Raw genomic sequence first — 14,681 nt, forward strand, 5'->3', positions numbered from 1 at the left:
AACTAGGCGTGCATTTTCCGTTAGGCTCGGTTACACGTCGGGTTGCCAACGACCGAACCGACAATGTCAAATGGACGGTATTGGCCCACTGGCGCCTCATGCATTAAGCATGAGGCGCCTACTCAGACCGCTCAGCATCATACTAATAATTGCTGACACCACTGTGCAGTCGAAACTGACAACGTTACACCTTGTCCGACTACGCTTCATCTGGAACGGCAGCCAAGGCGTGTTCTTCAACGTCGAAGTCGTACTGTGTGGTCTACTCAGGGTACAGGTACTGTAACAGCGCACGGCGTATCGACGACTGCTGCAAAGTTAATTCACATTGGTCGCACCACCGAAGTCCTGTCACAACTGGTTGGTCTTAACTCGTCAGCGAAAATGTGGCACTGAACGGCCGTTGAAGTTCGAAAGTAGCCGCCGGAGCCGTAGCGAATCGAACGGCGGTAATGGGTCGGGTTATGCCCCTTGCATATCGCACACATCCGCGGCAGGTCCGTGGTCAAAGTGTGGGACTCGGTGCGGCCAACATGAGACATTCGACAACAGCGTTCCATTCGTTGACAATCGGGACGGATGTCAAAGCGCAGCTCAATAGAGGCTAAGTTCTTGGTCTCGGATGATATTCGAGGCGTTTCTGTGCGGGGTATTGAGATGGCCGAAGCAGCGCATGAAAATCGCTGTCCATTGAGCGCGGTAGACCGACGGCTCGCGGACGTCCACCGGCAATGGCACGAGGCTGAACGTGGATACTTTGACCCCGAAAGTTTTAGAGTCTCGATTCAGACCGCGATTCAGACACTGCGCACCGTCACATTCATTGTGCAAAGTAATAAGCGGCTCTTCACTAACTTCGATCCTTGGTATGAGTCGTGGCAAAACAGGTTGCGTGCTGACTCCTTGATGCGTTGGATGGTGGATGCACGCAACAAAATCGAGAAGCAAGGCGATCTGGAAGCTCATAGCTTTGTTCGAGCCGAGATCATGGCGTCGTACTACGAGGAAGGACCACGGATGGAGGTCCCAGCCGAGCTCTTCCAGAGTCCAGTTGAACTGATCAGCAGCATTCCCACCGAAGCATTGCGAAAGCATGTATTCAAAGATGGCATCCTACGTATTCAAAGGCGTTGGGTAGAAAACAGCTTGCCAGAGTATGAGCTCTTAGACGCTGTAGGGATCGCTTATGGGAAGGTCGCCCAGTTAGTGGCTGATGCGCACCGACAATTGGGCTTGGAACCTCCTTCCACGATGGTCGGCGACATCGACCGCACGGAGGGGGAAGAATCCCGAGGGGGAAGATTGCCCTGCATGATCGGTCATGACGACGCTCGTAGCCACCACGTGTGGCTTGCTACGGGGCAGCCAATTGAGATCGAACGGAAAGCTGTTGAATTCGACCGAAAGGGAGCGGAACAGGCCGCAGGCAAATACGGGCTCAATCCAAAGGAGATGTTCCCGTCGACAGACCCCGCGCCGGAAGCTACGTTGAACGGTCTGTTCGATGCAGCCAGAAAGATGTTTTCCGTGGATGGTCATCACGACACCATTGCCTTCCTCCTGAAGGGCGCACGTCCCGTAAATTTGATGCAACTGGCTCCTCAAGAGCACGGGGAAAAATACCTTCTCATGAGAATGCTGGCGAACGAGGTGATCAAATATGGTGCAGATGGAGTGATCCTCCTCAGTGAGGTCTGGTGCGCGCCCTATGATTCGAACAATCCTTATCGTCGGGCAGTCGATGCGCCTGAAAGAACAGAGTATCTAACAGCCGTCCTCGTAACCCAAACCGGTGTTCCCGTTGAACTGCGTGCGCTGATTGCGCGCGAAGACGGTAGCGTAGCCCTGGGGGAGACGGAAACGTTTCTAGATGAAGCGCAAATTGCTTTTGCTCCTATTTACGCTGCGTGGGGACGCGCGATTCCTAAGGCTTGGATCGAAGTGGTAACGATTGGTGCCGGGGATGCAGCTTCTGGTGAGGGCCCGACGACATCGGTTTGATTCGTCGACGATAAGTCCGCACTGGAGAATGTCGAGAGGCCGCTGCGGGTCGCGCTCGGCCAGTTGCCACGTTTCGATGTAGCGTCGCCTTATGCGCGACGCATCTGATTGTCATCGATCACGAACGGACGGTCCGCAAAGCGTAGACTGCCGGTGTTCCAACCGTGCCGTTCTTATCCTGGGCATCTGTCCACCGTCGACGAGTTGCTATGTCACTTCCCACCAATTTCGTTGCTGATCTCGAATGCCCCCTGCTCACCGAGATCCTCGCTGAGTTGCAACGCAAGAATCGAAAACCGAAGTCGACGTTTCTTGCCCTCAGAAACGAAGTCGCGCCAGCCGATCTGTACTGCTACTTCCGCGCTCGATTCGGTGTTCCGAATGGCCCGCAAAACCTCTTGCGGAATGACAGCTCGGAGAATTTGATCCACTGGGAGTGGATGCTACGGATGTCTACTGGTTGGGTGCTGTTCCAAGGGATGAACTTCCGAACCGCCGTTGTCCTTATTGACGTCCCTGGCATCAGCCAGGCGGACATGCCAGATCTTGCCACCCAGATCAAGGCTGACTTCGCGAGTCACGGCCAGCAGATGGCTCAGTTGCGAAAGTCGCTCGAGGACTGGACAGAATTCGTGAATCCGTATCAGCGAATCCGTAGTTCAGTCGACTCGCTCCTCCGCGAACTCAACGCTTTGAATCTTCGACCCGAGGACGACGCAATGCCCGACATCGCAAGCGTCCAGCAAGTTCTTAACAACGACTGGTCTGACGTGGCCACTAGGTATTCGAAGGGCCTTGGCCTGTGCTTCGGCATCCGATCGATGCTTCCGGTAATGGCCGAAGCTTTCGTCAATCTCCTGCTATTCGCTCTCATGCGGCCCGAGCTAAAGTCCAATCAGAGGCTGCGAGACAACACGATCCGCCAACCCATCGACATTAGGATCATGAATCTGTCGGTGACCTGCACGGGCTTCGAATCTCAGGTGGACTACAAGCACGCAGCGTTCAAGGCGTATCACACGCTGGTGAATGAGAGAAACGACCTGCTTCATGGCAATGTCGTGCTTGAGCAACTCAAGTTCAACGAGGTGTATTTCAACGGCCGCGTGCCCGTCTTCAAGCAGTACCGATCGCTATGGGAGCGCACCGTCGGCGTTGATATTCAGGCTGTTGGGCTGCACCGTCTGGCAAACGAAGTCCAAGTCGTAAACAATATGGTGACTCAGTTGAAGACACACCTGACCCCGGCGACACGCCAGCACATCGAACGCGTGTCCGAGCAACGCAACCTTGCCCTCGACGAAGGGAGAGGCAAGTTCGGTGTGCTGTTCTCCGGGCGCCTCGTCGACATGTTCGCGCCCGACGACGATGAAGCCGACCCGAATACTGCGGCCTGACGCGGGGGCGATCGGGCTAGACGCGTTCCCGAATCGATAACCAGAACACACCTAATTCCTGACGCCAGAACACCTCACACCGATCCAGCGACGCACCGACAGGACGGGAGCGACAAACGACAACCCCGCGACTGGTCCAGTAGCGCATTTCGTTGAGCTTATGCGAGGCGAAATCCTTCGTGATGTATTTCGCCAGATAGCTAGCCAGCATGTGACGCAAACTCTGGGGTGAGCATGAGATGATTATCCATATAGCCGTGCTTCACCGAACGACCGTTTTCGAAAACCCTAACTGACCGCTTCGGGTCGACACCGGATGTTCGCGGACGCTGGCGAGCGAGCGTCCGTGCCGCGGCCCCTTCCAAACGGGAGCCCGTCGGCATAGGCCGGCCGTCAGCCGTGTTGTGACAAATTTAATGTCGCAACGGTGACGTTTTTAATGCGGTCTACGGAAACTGGAGGCGCCACCCGTCGAGCATGATGTCCATGACGCGCTGGCTTCGTACAAACCGAAACTGCTGGACGACCTGTAGTCCACACGCCGTGGTTCGAGACCGAAAACCAGTCCTTCTCGCACTCGCCGCACTTACCGACCTGACTGCCAGACGCGACATCCCGGCCGCACTCACCCGAAAAACACCATGTCACGACCCGAGCACTACCGGCTTCACGTTCCCCTTGAGACGACGACGGGCACGCGGCTTGAAGCGCCGCCCGATGGGCTCATCACGGTGCGGGGCCGCCGCGCGCAGCTGTTCGAGCGCGAGCCGCATATTGCCTTTGAAACGGCTAACGCGATGGTGATCAAGCAGTGGCTGCTGTTTGATCCCCTGCCCGAGAGTGAAGCGCGGAACCTGCTCGCCGACCTGCGCGCACGGTTGCCCGTCCATTCGATGAACAGTGGCGCGAGCTTCCGTATTCGCAACGGTGACCCCGAGGTCGCTTCAGCTGCGACCTATGACGGTGCGCGGCCGACGCTGGTGCCTGACCGCTTGTCACCGGAGCCGGCATGGGATGATCCGGCCGGCGGGTGCAACACTATGGCGCAGGATTTCCTGGGCGGCACGCTTGAAGAAAGTCCGCCTGTGACCGATGAACGGGTGCGCGCCGCGCTGGAACTGTACATAGCCTCAGAGTACGAGTTTCTGCCCCGCACGCTCTTTCTCGCGAAGATGACCGTCCTCGATGGCCTCGCCACCGGCGCAAAGCGCAGTGCGGGTGTCGCGGAGTGGATCGACCAGATAATCGCCGAAGCTACCGACAAATTCGACGACCCGGGACTGTCAGGTGGCCTGCGCTACCTGAAAGATGAGTCGCGTGGATCAGCAATACGGGGGCTTGTTAGGCGAGCGGTCATTTCACTCGGTGGCGGCGACGACGAAGCGGACCGGCAGGCCAAAGTGGTCGGGAAACTGTATTCGGCGCGTTCGAAACTCTCGCACGAGAGCGCCATCGTCGATCTGGATCTCGGCTTGGCTACGCAACTGGCGCGGCTGGTTCTGAATGCCGCAGCCCTTAACCCGTCAATCCTCGACGTCGGGACAGGCGAAGACGCAAGCCGGCAAAGCGGGCTTCAGTGGCGCGCGCAATGGACGGCAGAAGCCGGTGCGACGATCCGCCTGAGCGAGCCCGACTGCGACGCCGTCGTGGATGTGGTTCGACGCCCACTCGTCATGGGCCAGTACGGGCCGCTGATCGCGCGCCTCGCGAACGGCAGTGTGTGGCTGATCTCTTCAGGCGAGGCGCGACGCCTATCCCGCGAAGAAATGGCCGACTGGGCCGCGTGTGACGAATCGTTTGGGACACTCATCAAACAGTGAGCCGGATGCGGGATGCGGAACAGTCGAACCACGACGTGCGGATATGACGTGTGGCGTGTGCATGTTCCAAGGCGGTCGGCCTTTAAGTCCCTTTTAAATGCCCTCGCGGTATAGTCTTTTGCCCCGAAATCCCTGTAGACGTAGGTAACGACGAATATGAGAAACGATCAGACGGGTGAAGGATTTGTCTACGCGATGCGCTCGACCAACCCGGCCAACAGCAACGAATTCAAGGTGGGTCTTACCATCGACCCGGAATTGCGGCGAAGGACGCTGAGCGGCACAGCCAGTGCTTTTCCCTTCGCGTTCGAGCGCGTCTGGGCCGTAACGAACATGGCGCTCGCCGAGGACGTCGCGCACAGGATGCTGCACGATCACCGGATAAATGACGACCGCGGGCATTTCTACATCATCCCGATGGAATCGCGCGAAGCGCTTTTCGGGACCGTCTGGCATGATCCAACGGATGACGAAGTCGATGTGTGTCTCGACGTGCTCCTGGACCGAATCGAAAGCATGTTCACGTTCAGCGAATCACTCGGCTGGTATGACGTCGATCCCGGCAAACTGCACGGCTACTACCGGGATCGCCGTGCCCTGAGCCGCGGCAAGCCGGGCGCTGCGCCACTGGAACCCCTGTTCTAGGGAGCCGGGTGCCGGCAGCGGCTGTTTCGCATGCGAAACCAGACCGTCCGAATCGTCGCACGACTTATCGCTGGCGTCCTTCAGAATGGAATGCAGTTGCCGGTCGGCGCCATGCTGCGCCGACGGATTGCCTGTATGCTGTCCCACGAGTTGGCCGCCCAGCTCGTGGCCACCAATCAGGCCGATGAGACTTGAATCGGGGTGTCAGCAACGCGCTGTCGCTTGATGTGAAGGCGCGCGGTTTGAATGCGAAGAGGCCAAGCCGGCGGCGCGAGTGTCTGTTGTACTCTGGTGGAGGTCGTTGCTGTGTGAGAAGTCCGAACGGCAGTTGTGGGTCGATCGCCGCCCCTTGCCTCGAAAACGGTCGGGACCTGATCTGACTGTGACTGTCGCATCGAGTCCCGACTTTTACAAATAACGGGGAAGTGCCTCGTGCCACTCAGAACCGTCTAGATGGGCGCGCAAAACTGCCCCACCAACATGTTGCGCTACGTCGAGGTAAAAAGGTGAAAACCCTCGACGTCACCTCTCTGTCACTCATGGCCGGGAAATGACGTATTAATTCAGCATCATCTCGCACGAGCGTCGAAGCTACGCGGCATTCGCTGGAACACGCCAACTCAACGTGACATTACGGCGCTTCAGATCTTTGATATACACGGCCACGTCTTCGGGAGAGTCCGTCGAGTACAGATATAGCTTTCGCAAGGTCCGCTCCTTGGGCTTTTTGCCCTCTGGGAGGTTCATTTCGCCAATCAATTCCGTTCTGTCGTGAAAGTCCACGATGTCGGGAAGATGCTCCCGCAGTGCAGATCGGTTTTGTCGTAGCAGCCCAACTTTGGTGGCCAGCGGGACTGACTGAGGGATGCTCGCATTGAGCGCATCGATGAACTTGCCTATATCGAAGGCAGGACCGGTTCCGTCTTCGATCTGAAGCTCGCGCTTGATCTTTTCGACATCCCGGCTATCAAGATAAAGACGAAAATCCCCCGCACGATGAGAACCATACAATTTAAGCGGCAGCATAGCCCGCGTATTCTGGAGAAATATAAACAAACGGTCCTTGGTTTTTTCGTCTTCTGGATCGAAAAACATCATGAAAAGGAATCTGCCTCGACCATTCAAGACTTCGAATGCAACCGTTGGTTCGTCACGGCCAAGCGCTTCGCGCCATACCCCGAAGAAGCCATTCATCTGGTAGGGTGTACCCACTGTCTTTCTCCTGATCGGGTACGCGGCTCTCATCGAACCTACCCTTATCGGTTTTCGCATAGAATTTCCCCTGCTTACGTACCGCTTTAGAGCCAACAACATGTCTGAGCCTGGACGCTGGCCAAAACTCTTCGCGAAGCTTCGCCTGGCCAGCTTCAACAGGTCAGATGGGCAACGATAGAGATGGCTTGTAGCCCCCGCCATCTGTGCCTTCAAAGTCATATTCGTACAGCGTCGCCTTGCCAAGACCGGGTTGTCTTTGTCCGAAAAAAAACGTGAAGGCGTTCGGTGCCGCGATGAAGAGATGCAGCGATGGCCTGCTCTGAATGCGCTTCTGATTGATCTGCAGGGCCAGTGCTTCAGCCAGGTCAAATGCGTGCTGACCACACGCTACAGACCGAGCCCCCGCACCGCAGGTTGGACGTGCCACTAACAATGAACTCACCTGTGGAAGTGAAGCGGCAAGATGAGCTTTCACGGCAGGAACCACGTCGTGAGTGAGGCACACTGCGATCGCCATGTCTCCGTCAGCGTCGTTCAGCCGTTCCAGATCGAATTCCCATCCAGGCCACGAAGGATCGCGCGGCATGTCACTTGAGTGCCAAACATTCCGATGCACGGTTCGTTGCTCGATCTCGACGTTTCGGCCGGACTTGATGTTCAGGACTGACCCGGCAGCAAAGGCCAGGGTGATGTGCGCGTCGAGAACCAGCCGCACGTGCTGATTGTCCCTCGCCGCAGTCTGCAGGAAGTCCTTGAGCTTGGGATAAAGCGTCGCTGCCCAATCGGTTTGCTCGCGGATTGCCCGCTCGTCGAAATGGGGGATCAGATCAAGCACGACCGTACAGCGATCCTCCAGCCGGTCAAAGGGATGCTCGAATGATTTCACCCCGAACACAACATGTGCGCGTCCGTCGCCGGCGAGCAGACCTTCCCGCGTACAGGCTTCCCGGAACGTCTGCCGGTCGAACTCCAACCGACCTTGCGAGAGCCATTGGAACGCCACGTCGTCGTAGACGAAGCTGCTTTCGTTCGCTGGTACACGTCGCAGGCCGCGGTTTTCGAACAACAGGTCCAGGTTATCCCGATGATCGTCGAGCGAAGTCGCGTCCGTATCCAATGCAAGCGTCCGGGCAAGGAGCATGAGTTCCTGGTCATCAATATCCAGGTGTTCGCGCCAAAGCCTCCTGACCTTGCCGGCCGCGGACCGGTCCGTTGTGCCGTCGAACAGATCCTTCAAGCGCAGCGTCTTCGATTTCTGATTGATGTAGCCGCGCAGCGGATCAGCCTGTGCAATGCGCCAGTTGGTGAGGAGCTTGAACCGGGCACCGATACCGTCACGCGCATAAGCCACCTGTGCAGCGCGGGCTCGTTGCAGCATCGAGATCTTGTTCGCGTTGATCCACTCCGGATCAATCAGGTCGGCGTAGCCGAAATCATTCATCAAGACATGCCATTTGCACTGGATATGTTCCCGCAGGATGGGCCTGCCTTCGTGATCGCCGGGGGCGCGATCGGCCGCGTAGGCAACCCACACATCGTCGAAACCCTTCGGCCCCGACTCAAAGCCCACCATTGTCACCGGGCTGCCGGGGTCCAGCAGGCAAGCGGCCTTCCGCCAGAAGATTCTGGCCTGGAAGGCATCTCCATCCCTACGAACGGCAACTGCTTGGGTCATGGTGGTCCCTTTTCAGTGCGGACTGTGTTGCCGCATAGCTGACGCAGGTGTTAAGCATCACGAAATGGTGGCGTCGGCAATATCGACCGGGCCAATTCAATGGCACGTGATGGCTTGATCGGACCGTCGGGGTACGCGTCCAGCACGATGGCAGGCAACAGTCGTTGAGTAATATCCGAATAGGTGAACCCGTAGGCGCGCTTTGGCTGTTCACCTGTCGCGGCCACGAGCGCTTCCAGTTCCGCCCTGCCGAACCCGGCACTCCCCAGCCGGCGGGAGAGAACGTCAAGCCGTTGCGCTGCATCGGGACGCTCGAACACGAGGATGTCCGCCGCTCGCCGCCGAACTGCCGGGTCCAATGCGTTCAGCCGATTGGTGCACATCAGCACTACAGCGGGGAGTCGGTCATTCGCGAATCGATCGATGCCACGAATAAAGGCGTTGACGCCCGCCCGGTCTTCATGGTGCATCTGGTCAGATTCGCGTGACTGAGCCAGTGCATCGGCTTCGTCGACCAGCAGGATGACGCCACCGCGCGCAGCCCCTTTGGTCGACTTGAATTTGCTGGCTTCATTGAACGCATGTTCGAACGCGGCAGAGACGAGCTGGGTCATTTCCCCAACTCGCCCCTGGCCGCGAGAAGCAAGACTCAGCGGCAGCAGAGTGATGTCGATGTTCTCTTGCCGGGCTACCTTGTCGCCGATGGTCTCCGCCAGTTCCGTCTTGCCCGAGCCGACATCGCCGGATAAAACTACCAGCGGCGGGCGACGCAGGACGGCTTCAAGCAGGTTGCCAGCGTCAGCGTGGTGCTTGTCCTGCCATTGCTGAAGTCCTGCCGGATTGATCAGGACGCCCAGCACGTTGGCCAGGCGCTTGATCTTGTCGTCCATCCCGACGAGTCGTGCGAGACGCCCCTGGGCGTCTGGGTCAGGTAGCGTTGTCGGGCGCTCGAACAGTCCCTGGAGGTTGGGTTGCTGACTCATCAATAGCTCCTCACGCTCGCGCGGCCAAGTGACCGGCCGCCGGATGAATAGGTTTTATCGTCGAAGAAGTAGCCATTGCTGACTGCGGCATTCGATCCACTGACACGCTGTAGCGGCAACTGCTGCTTGACCGCTGTGCGCTGCTCCGCCGTCAGGGCATCCCAGGCGGCGCTGTACGTCAGGTAACTGTGAAACTGCGCGCCGCTGACATCTTTCCCGGGCAGAACGCGCCCCGGATCGTCGTCCGTGCCGCTGTCTGCCAAATCGCTTGCGGTGTATCGCAAGGTGGGTTCGATCCACTTGTCGTCGCGCTGGAAGCCATAAGTGACTGTTCCGAGATAGCCCTGACGCAGCAATTCGGTGACCTCACCCTCGAATTCTGCAATGCGCTCGTCGGTGATATGTCCATACAAGCGCTGCAAGCGCTTGAGGTCCGCCGATACCTTCGCGGCAAGGTGCCTGGCGTGCGTTAGCGTGAAAGTCCTAGTTTCGGTCGTTGTGAAGCTGTAGCTCATGATGTTCAACCCTGGAAGGACGGACCAAAAAGTTTCTGCCAGTAACGCAGCGTCAGCTCTTTGTTCGGCGCGGCCAGCGCAGCGTCGATGGCGTCGCCCGCGTCCAGGGCGGCCTCAACGATCGCATCGGCGTTCTCGTTTGTGTAGAGCCGCGCCACGTTGTTGCTGGCATTGATCGGATCGATGATCTGTACGGGATCGTCAAGCTTGGCGACGCTGGAACTCTTGTAGTGATCCTCGAACACGATCCGCTCGCGAAGGTTCGATTTCGCGATGTAGGTGAAAAACGACTGCAGCGCTTCGGGATAGTCCGAGAAGTCCACGCCGTCATCGCACAGCTTTGCCAGGATCATCTCGATCATGAAAGATTTGAACCGGAAGCCGTCTCGCTCCTGCTTCATGCGTCGTGCCCAGAATTTCACCAGTCGCACCACCTGCGCAAAGTGGGTCGGCTGCGCCTGCTTGCGCTTGCGCGCGAACTCCAGGTGCAGCGGGATGCTGGTCTCCAGGAAGGAGCCATCGTCCTGACTGATCAGATCGCCGCGCCAGTCGGGCAGCCCGGCGTACAGGACCGGGACCACATCCACGTCCAGGCCCGTTCCCCGGAACGATACGGTGACCGAATAGGTCTGAGGTTTCACCTGATCCGGGTTGAAGTTGGGGAAGGCCTTTCGCAACCGTTCAGCCAGGTAGTCCAGCAACGCACGAATGTCGTGGGGAGCATCGGAGCCACTGACATAGACGGCCATGTCGATGTCGTTGAGCGATCGCAGCGCGGTGCCCTTGGCGAGGCTCCCCGACAGTTGAATTCGCTTGAGCGAGAAGTCCGGGTGCTCCGAGAGGTAGCCTTCCAGTTTCTCGCGCAGTCGCCGCGCCTGGGCGCGGTACTCATCCGCCTTGTCTTTGGGCAGATTGACCTTATCTTCCGCGAACCGCACGAGATCGCGATGGTCGATATGGGTACGGGACATCTGAAAGGCTCCTTGTGAGGCGACCTGACTCGTATCAGAAAATCATGAAAAAAAGTTCGGAACAGCGAACACGGGTAAATATTACGCCCATTTTCTCGGATGTCAAACAAAAAGTTCGGTATCGTGGTATTCTTCGCCCACGCATTCTGTACAGGAGACGGACCATGGCGACACGTCTCGGCGAAAAGCTGCGCGAGCTTCGCAAGGAGCGCGAGCTGACACTCGAAAAGCTGGCTGACCTTGCGGGGCTCAGCAAGAGCTACCTCTGGGAACTCGAAAACCGCGAATCCCAGCGACCATCGGCAGAGAAACTGACCGCACTGGCCGACGCGCTAGGTGTTGCTGCCAGCTACTTCCTGGAAGAGGACGTTCGGGCGCCGGAAGAGCGCCATCTGGATGAGGCGTTTTTTCGCGGCTATCAGAAGCTTGAGCCCGAAGCGAAAGAGCAACTCCGAAAAATACTCAGCACCTTCAAGAAGTCCTCGCAATGACCGAGGTCTGGACTCCCCAGCGTGCCGCCAACCGGTTGGCAAAACTGGCCGAGTTGTTCAGTGCAGCACACGGCGTCGACCGCTTTCCTGTCGAGGTGCCGCCGCTCGCGATGGAGGCGGCGCGCATTTTTGGTTGGGCCGATCCGATTACCCAGGTCCAGGCAGCCAACATCAAGGGCTTCGACGGTGCATTATTTCCAGGTGATGGCCGAAGGGAGTGGCTGCTGCTCTACAACGAGGCAGTGTCATCGCCCGGTCGGGTACGATTTACGCAAGCCCATGAGCTTGGGCATTACATCCTGCACCGACAACTCAGGGAGTCGTTCCAGTGCAGCGATGCCGACATGTTGGAGTGGTCCAAAGATGACAAGGACATCGAGGGGCAGGCTGACCTGTTTGCGTCGTACCTGCTGATGCCGCTCGACGATTACCGCAAGCAGGTCACTTCCACCGTCGATCTGGACCTGCTCGGGCACTGCGCCGATCGCTATGGCGTGTCGCTGACAGCGGCAATTCTGAAATGGTTGCAGTACACGGATGAGAAGGCCGTGCTCGTGATGTCCACTGATGGCTTCATCAATTGGGCGTGGTCCAGCGAGCCGGCGGCCAAGGCAGGCGCTTTCTTCAGGACGCGCAAAAGCGTTATTCCAGTGCCCCACGGAGCACTCGCTTCCAATCCCGACATCAAGCATGATCGGGCAGGCACGCAAATCCCCGCCTCCATCTGGTTTCAGCATGCCAGCGCCGACATGCCACTCCGGGAGATGAAGATCCATGCCGAGCAATACGGTGTCGTTCTAAGTCTGTTGCATCTGCCGCGCTCTGCAGACGTCTGGGCGCCTTGGGTTGAGGAGCAGTAGCGGTGCGGTGCTCATCGGTGTGTCCTCACCCCGCTGAGTACACCAGTCGTAAGTTAGTTGTCTGACTCTCGAAGACCCGTCGGTCCTTCCATAATCAGTCTCTTCAGTTCAGAGGGGGATTCTGGCGCGCGCTTATTACTTTCGTGAATCGAATCGCCATGTCAATGCACTGTACTGACCACATTCAGCAAATCAACATATTCTCTTCTCAATCGAAGCAGCTCCGCTCGTGTACTATCGACGACTGCTTGAGCCTTGTTCCCTCTCAATTGTGCGTACCGCGTCGACTGGATGAGCGAGGACAGCGACCCGTACGTAGCTTCCAATAGCTGCATTAATTTGATAGCGGCATCGGCGTGATCGAAGGATGTCATTTCTTCCCATGCCCAATCAATGTAATGGAACAAACTCTCCACGCTCGCGTGCCCGGTAAACGAACGCACTCGGTCGAGAATGAGTCTGTAGTCCGCGTCGGATGGGTGAGAGGAGGAGCGATCCGGGCGCTTACTCATGAATTCCTGTATGTGCATCTTAACCATGTTTGTGATGAATCTGTGCCGGAACATGGAGATGCAGGCGCGCTGATCCAGATCGGTAGATACTGCTAGTCGATGGAATTCGCGTTCAAGACTAGGAGCGTCAAGTGGGTTGCCACTTGTCGCCGACAAAAACAGCCGATCGTTAGGAAGCGGATTTAAGCCGGAACTTTTTAGTTCTTTCAAGAGAACACTACGTTCATCATCTATAAAGTTCTGAATCCGAATCGCTGTTCCAAAATCAACCGGAACGCTGCGTTTGCAATCCGGTCGTCGACGCTTCATGGTTTGCATTACGAGCGCCTTTTCCATCACGCAATCTGCATTTTCGCTTACACGTAGGAGTGATAGTTCGGATGGCCGGCAACCCGTCGCTTCAAAAAGCGTCAGTGCAAGCTGACGCCGCGCCAGGCAGAACCTTGATTGCCACTCAGGGTGCCGGCGCGCGTCACGATCGTGGTACGCGCCGACGGTGTCCCACAACCGATTCCGGACGTGACGTGGCATGGGCCGTTTTCTGTCGACTGGGTCTGGTTCCGGGCGAAAAGGGTATCTCAACTGACGCGACGCTTTTCCCCCTGCGACCAAGATGATTTGCGGCCCTTGGTCCCGCAGACCCACAATCAAGCGGTCTGTGCTTATGTGTTCCTGGAGCCACGCCAAAAACGCCGTGCAATAGTCAATAATGCGGCGTTCAGTGTTGCGATTCCGGCCTTGCGCCCCGCCTTGGTCAGACAGGTCGCAGACAAAATTGTGAAAGGACGAATCATCTAGCTCCCAAAACTCCAGATTACGTTCCCAGCAAAAGCGAATAAGTGGCGAGAGTGCTGATGCCACAGCTCGAAGGGTTCCGCCATCAATGGCACGGACGGTTACGGTGTCAGCAATGTAGAGTAGATACATCTCTACTACGAGACATGGAGAACCGTCAGGCCAGTGGACCGCCAAGATTGCCGGGGCAGTCGAGTCGGGCGGCTGCAAGGATTGGGTTGATGTAGTTTCCCTGGACGGACCTGGGTGGGCGCGGACCAGATCAAACAGCTGTCGGTGGTTGGTCGACATCATCTATCTCCGAATTGATGGCACGAAGAGAGAGTACTTTGGAGTAGGTGGCTGAATGGCGCGCAAGCTTTCCGGCCATTTCCTCATCCCATTTCGCTGCAGCTCGTAATATGCCGAGCGCGTCAAGATACGCCCTGTTGAGATTCGCTCTTATGCGCTGAGCCGCATCAAGCTTTGCGCGTAGAAACTCAAGCTCGGTTTTCCTGCGCTCAGCGCGTTCGACGCTTCGTTTTGAGCGACCCGTCTTGGACTCGAGGATTTTTCGGCGTAGATTGTCAAACTGATCCCAGCCTCCGGGCTCTATGGCAATTGCAGCAAGTTTCTTAAGAGTGTTCAGGCTGCATTCGCAGTTTGGTACCAATGTGCATACATACGCCGTAATGGAGGCTTGATTCGCGCAAGCAGCAACTAGCTTCCGATCTGAAACGGTCGTCTGATCAATTTCACGGATCATGGCGTTGTGAGCGCGGCGGATTGCAAGCATACGTAGCGCTCTACCGTTAGCTTTGG

General features: G+C 57.4%; 13 protein-coding genes and 1 pseudogene. 6 read left to right on the plus strand and 8 right to left on the minus strand.

What is annotated here, in order from left to right; translation table 11 throughout:
* Positions 1 to 657: 657 nt before the first annotated feature.
* Positions 658 to 2,001, plus strand: coding sequence for a hypothetical protein (locus P3T20_RS08880; RefSeq protein ID WP_429286727.1), 1,344 nt, complete (start codon positions 658 to 660; stop codon positions 1,999 to 2,001).
* 209 nt (positions 2,002 to 2,210) lie between these two features.
* A complete protein-coding gene (locus P3T20_RS08885) occupies positions 2,211 to 3,398 on the plus strand; it encodes a hypothetical protein (protein WP_429286728.1) in 1,188 nt (395 codons plus the stop codon).
* A 115-nt stretch (positions 3,399 to 3,513) separates the two neighbouring features.
* Here P3T20_RS08885 and P3T20_RS08890 read toward each other — a convergent pair.
* Positions 3,514 to 3,624: pseudogene (locus P3T20_RS08890) on the minus strand (rolling circle replication-associated protein); the annotation flags it as partial.
* A 415-nt stretch (positions 3,625 to 4,039) separates the two neighbouring features.
* On the opposite strand from P3T20_RS08890, the gene P3T20_RS08895 reads away from it, so the two are divergent.
* Together P3T20_RS08895 and P3T20_RS08900 are read left to right on the plus strand one after the other, a co-directional pair.
* Entirely contained in the window at positions 4,040 to 5,218 is a 1,179-nt protein-coding gene (locus tag P3T20_RS08895; protein WP_429286729.1) for a hypothetical protein, read from the plus strand.
* A gap of 156 nt (positions 5,219 to 5,374) precedes the next feature.
* A complete protein-coding gene (locus tag P3T20_RS08900) occupies positions 5,375 to 5,863 on the plus strand; it encodes a GIY-YIG nuclease family protein (RefSeq protein WP_429286730.1) in 489 nt (162 codons plus the stop codon).
* Positions 5,864 to 6,454: 591 nt separating this feature from the next.
* Here P3T20_RS08900 and P3T20_RS08905 read toward each other — a convergent pair.
* The 5 genes from P3T20_RS08905 to P3T20_RS08925 form a co-directional block, all read right to left on the minus strand.
* Complete coding sequence (locus P3T20_RS08905) at positions 6,455 to 7,075, minus strand: hypothetical protein (RefSeq protein ID WP_429286731.1); 621 nt, start codon at positions 7,073 to 7,075, stop codon at positions 6,455 to 6,457.
* A gap of 163 nt (positions 7,076 to 7,238) precedes the next feature.
* Positions 7,239 to 8,753, minus strand: a complete 1,515-nt coding sequence (locus P3T20_RS08910; RefSeq protein WP_429286732.1) for an SAVED domain-containing protein — start codon at positions 8,751 to 8,753, stop codon at positions 7,239 to 7,241.
* Between the two features lie 50 nt (positions 8,754 to 8,803).
* A complete protein-coding gene (locus P3T20_RS08915) occupies positions 8,804 to 9,736 on the minus strand; it encodes an AAA family ATPase (RefSeq protein ID WP_429286733.1) in 933 nt (310 codons plus the stop codon).
* Positions 9,736 to 10,251 carry a hypothetical protein gene (locus P3T20_RS08920; protein WP_429286734.1) on the minus strand — a complete coding sequence of 172 codons (516 nt, stop codon included), beginning with the start codon at positions 10,249 to 10,251 and terminating at the stop codon, positions 9,736 to 9,738. Before P3T20_RS08920 ends, P3T20_RS08915 begins: the two co-directional genes overlap by 1 nt.
* Positions 10,252 to 10,256: 5 nt before the next feature.
* Positions 10,257 to 11,222: a CBASS oligonucleotide cyclase gene (locus P3T20_RS08925; RefSeq protein WP_429286735.1), complete on the minus strand. Its 966-nt coding sequence runs from the start codon at positions 11,220 to 11,222 to the stop codon at positions 10,257 to 10,259.
* Between the two features lie 164 nt (positions 11,223 to 11,386).
* Between P3T20_RS08925 and P3T20_RS08930 the strand changes: the two genes are divergently transcribed.
* Both P3T20_RS08930 and P3T20_RS08935 read left to right on the plus strand, forming a co-directional pair.
* Positions 11,387 to 11,713, plus strand: a complete 327-nt coding sequence (locus P3T20_RS08930) for a helix-turn-helix domain-containing protein (RefSeq protein ID WP_429286736.1) — start codon at positions 11,387 to 11,389, stop codon at positions 11,711 to 11,713.
* Positions 11,710 to 12,573, plus strand: a complete 864-nt coding sequence (locus P3T20_RS08935; protein ID WP_429286737.1) for an ImmA/IrrE family metallo-endopeptidase — start codon at positions 11,710 to 11,712, stop codon at positions 12,571 to 12,573. Before P3T20_RS08930 ends, P3T20_RS08935 begins: the two co-directional genes overlap by 4 nt.
* A gap of 161 nt (positions 12,574 to 12,734) precedes the next feature.
* Here P3T20_RS08935 and P3T20_RS08940 read toward each other — a convergent pair whose 3' ends face one another.
* The gene (locus P3T20_RS08940; RefSeq protein ID WP_429286738.1) at positions 12,735 to 14,012 is read right to left on the minus strand and encodes a tyrosine-type recombinase/integrase; all 1,278 of its coding nucleotides are present in this window, start codon (positions 14,010 to 14,012) and stop codon (positions 12,735 to 12,737) included.
* Positions 14,013 to 14,142: 130 nt separating this feature from the next.
* The gene (locus tag P3T20_RS08945; RefSeq protein ID WP_429286739.1) at positions 14,143 to 14,655 is read right to left on the minus strand and encodes a hypothetical protein; all 513 of its coding nucleotides are present in this window, start codon (positions 14,653 to 14,655) and stop codon (positions 14,143 to 14,145) included.
* Positions 14,656 to 14,681: the final 26 nt, after the last annotated feature.

This window comes from Paraburkholderia sp. GAS206C (assembly GCF_050435645.1).
GTDB lineage: Bacteria > Pseudomonadota > Gammaproteobacteria > Burkholderiales > Burkholderiaceae > Paraburkholderia > Paraburkholderia phenazinium_B.